A 3,320-nucleotide genomic window follows, 5' to 3' on the forward strand; every position below is an offset into this window, starting at 1 on the left:
GCAAGGAGTAGGTTTCACATTGCACCTTGTCCGGTAGTTGGAGCGGCGATGAAGGTTGCTTGTGTTGCTTTGCGTCCACCCGCGCCTCTTACGAGCAGGACATTCCCCGGAGGTTCGTACAGGCAGCGGTGATCATGCCCGTAAACCTGCCGCCGTAGAAGTCCTTGGCGACCCCATTGATGGATGGTGGTCTGGCTCACTTTGAACTGCGCGGCGAGCTCGGCGCCGGTAAGCAGACCGCGCGAGCGCAGTCGCTCAAATCGGCTCGGCAATCCATAGGTGGTCCGCACCAGCGCAACCTTCCTGGCGGTAAATGCTTGCTGCTGCCAGTTTGTATATCCAAGTTCATTGAGTCGCGTGGCGACCTGCTGATCGGTACACGTTTCGAGAAGCTCATCGATAACCGTCACGACGGCCGGTAGTGTCTTGCGTACAAGTGCCATCGGCCTGGGATTGTCGACCGCCAGTGAAGTCGTCCGGCCACCCCGGAAACGCACGTGGATCGAGACCTTCTCTGACTTCACAAGAGTGACGTCTTCGATAAGCAGTCCGAGCATTCGCTTGCGCTCGATGGATTCGACGCGCCTATCGTTCCAGACGGCGGCGAAGTCATCTGCAAGAGCGCGGATACGCGCACGAGCCTCATCTCCAAGCAGATCCTGGTCTGACCGGCGTTGGCGATCGTGTTCCTGCTGCAGCACGTCAAGTCGACGTAGGCGATCGTTCCAATCGGCTTCCAGCGCATCGGCAACCATCCGGTTCGCTGGATCGACATTCATGTAGCGACGGCGGGCGAGTTCGGCTTCGTATCGTGCGCGTTCCAGTTGCTTCAGACGCATGGAATCGGCCTGCTCAATACGTCCGGCGATCTCGTCCTCGACTGCGAGCGCCACTTCGATGGTTGCCGGCCCAACTGTCTCCAGGAGCAACGCACTGATTGCATCATCGATCGCACGCCCACGTATCGACTGGCATGGTTTGCCCGCATCGTGAGCAGCGACGTCGTGACATACGTAGTACGGCTCCATCCTGTCGCTTACCTTCTGATAGCGCACACGCATGCGATTGCCGCAAATACCGCAGATGACGCGCCCCTGCAGCAGTCCGTCCCCTTCGCGAGGGACCGTACCTCGCACGAGCGAACCGAAGCCATTCGCGCTTTGCCTAAGCGTCACCTGATTGCGCTCGAATTCGTCCCAGTCAATGTAACCGATGTGGGCGTCTCGTATGAGAACCTGCCAGTCGGATTGCGCGACCTTGAGTTGCGTGCTCGTCAAGTCGGCTTTGCGTCCAATTCTCGTCCGACCGTACACAAAGGCACCGGCATATCGGGGATTGTGGAGGATCTGTAGAACACGCGATGTGTTCAGTGCGCCCCAGTGCACTTCGCCTTTGCCGATGCCGCGGCGGATCCGGCGCGGGAAGGACCAGCCTTCGCGACGGAAGCGGCGTACCACCATGCTTGCCGAGTGCGTTTGCCGGTAGGTATCGAACAGCAGTCGCAGGCTCGCGTGGATTTGCTGGTCGGGGTCGAGCACAACCGATCCGTTTGGATGGTAGACCAGCCCGACGGGAAGTGGCAGTTCGAGTTCGCCACGTCGCGCCTTGTTGCGCATCCCACCCTGCAACCGCGCGTTCAGCACGTGCAGCTCCGCCTCGCTCATGGTTCCCTTCAGGCCGAGCAGCAGGCGGTCGTTGAAGTAAGCCGGATCATAGACCCCGTCTTCGTCCAGAATCAGGGTGTGGGTCAGTGCCGCAAGTTCGATGAGCCGATGCCAATCGGCGTTGTTGCGCGCCAGACGAGATACCTCAAGTCCGAGTACGATGCCGGCGTGGCCTATGGCGACCTCCGAAACCAGTTGCTGGAACCCGTCCCGGTGTTCTGCGCTTGCACCGGACAGCCCAAGATCGGTGTCGATAACGTGGATGCGTTCGATGGGCCAGCCCAGTGACACGGCGCGCTCACGCAAAGCATACTGGCGCTTCGTACTCTCGGTGTTCTCAAAGACCTGGCGTAGTGAAGATTGCCGCACATAGAGGAAGGCATCACGGCGCAAGTGGTCGTGCGTAACCTTCTGATACCGTTCAGTAGACATGGGCGAGCTCCGAATGGGTCCGTAGAACGAGGTTGGCCAGCAAACGCACAAACTCGTCGCCAGCCGGAAAGGCGTCCATACGCTGCGCCTGGTGACGCGAGGTAGCGTCTATGGCCGCCGTTGACTTCACGAGTACAGGAAGTCCATGCAGCATCCCGTGATAGCGCAGCGCTGCGGCGCCCTCGGCGCGCGGGGTGCCGTCGATCACCGCATCGCGTAGGGCCTCGTAAGCGGCGGTCAAGGCTTGCGCGAAGGGGACGGCGGCAACGGTTGGCTCTACGGTTTTTTTTTGCGCGCGATTGCGCGTTCGATGCTGCGGGGGTGGACAGAGATGCCGAGCTCGGATTCCAGTTGCTCGGCTAGCGCCCGGGCGTGAATCGCGCCATCGCCTTCGAGATGTCGTTCGACGAACGCCATCGCCTCGAAATTGAGCTTGTGCGCTCCCTTGGGCCCACGCTGCTTCGGAGCGAGTCCTGCCAAGCCATCGCGAGCAAACGCGGCCTCGGCCTGATAGAAGGTTGGCCGTGACATGCCGAACAGGGCCGCAGCATCGGCCTTCGATGCGCCGTCGACGCTGACATGGCGCAGCATCTCGTACTTGACTTGAATCAAGTCGCGGGCGTCGAAAAAATCGCTCGACTGGAACCAGGAAGCCTGCACCCTCTCGGGATGGGGATTCAGTACCCCGAGGCGCCTGAGACGTTCCAGCTTTGGATCGGGCTTGGTCAAGATCGCTGCACCGGTGCAAAGTGTGTAATCTAAAATATGCCGCACACACGTCAATGTCAAGGTCGGCGCGCAATCGAATGCGCCGGCCAAATCGCGATATTGTGGGTATATTGCTACGCACGTCGCGCTCACGCGAATCTGATGCGGCGTAATTTAACTTACATTGGCGGCGTAATTTACTTGACACGCCCCAGGACCTCCGGCCTCAGGTCGTCGATTAGCGCGCGCAGCCTCCGAAGGTCGTCGACACGAAAGGCGGAGCGCCCCGCCGCAGCCTGCGCGAACGCGTCCGGCTCATCCACGTTCGTCCATGAGGCCAGTATCGATACCAGCTGGCCATGTTCGTCGTAGAACATGACGCGGTCCTCTCCCCAGTTGATGCGCCGGGTAGCCAGCTGGATTCGTGTACCGCGTCGCGGGTGAAAGGGATGGGTGATCTCGACCGTTACGGCCGTGCAACCGTCGTCACGACAAGCAGTTGCTGACTTACGATAA

4 protein-coding genes are annotated in these 3,320 nt (G+C 60.3%); all 4 read right to left on the reverse strand.

Features of this window, described 5'->3' with window-relative positions:
- Window positions 1-14: 14 nt before the first annotated feature.
- Complete coding sequence (locus tag WS91_RS19175) at window positions 15-2,096, reverse strand: recombinase family protein (protein WP_059581534.1); 2,082 nt, start codon at window positions 2,094-2,096, stop codon at window positions 15-17.
- A complete protein-coding gene (locus WS91_RS19180) occupies window positions 2,086-2,337 on the reverse strand; it encodes a hypothetical protein (protein ID WP_059581537.1) in 252 nt (83 codons plus the stop codon). The genes WS91_RS19175 and WS91_RS19180 overlap by 11 nt, the downstream gene beginning before the upstream one ends.
- A 35-nt stretch (window positions 2,338-2,372) precedes the next feature.
- Window positions 2,373-2,825, reverse strand: a complete 453-nt coding sequence (locus WS91_RS19185) for a helix-turn-helix domain-containing protein (protein WP_059581540.1) — start codon at window positions 2,823-2,825, stop codon at window positions 2,373-2,375.
- 176 nt (window positions 2,826-3,001) lie between these two features.
- Window positions 3,002-3,320: DUF5372 family protein (locus tag WS91_RS19190; protein WP_231752043.1), on the reverse strand; the 319-nt coding region annotated here is incomplete at its 5' end.

Origin of the sequence: Burkholderia sp. MSMB1498, assembly GCF_001526245.1 — a bacterium.
In the GTDB taxonomy this organism is placed as follows: Bacteria; Pseudomonadota; Gammaproteobacteria; order Burkholderiales; family Burkholderiaceae; genus Burkholderia; species Burkholderia savannae.

Excerpts from the sequence above, each read along its gene's own strand:
- WS91_RS19175 (WP_059581534.1), bottom strand. The coding sequence starts at position 2,096 with ATGTCTACTGAACGGTATCAGAAGGTTACGCACGACCACTTGCGCCGT.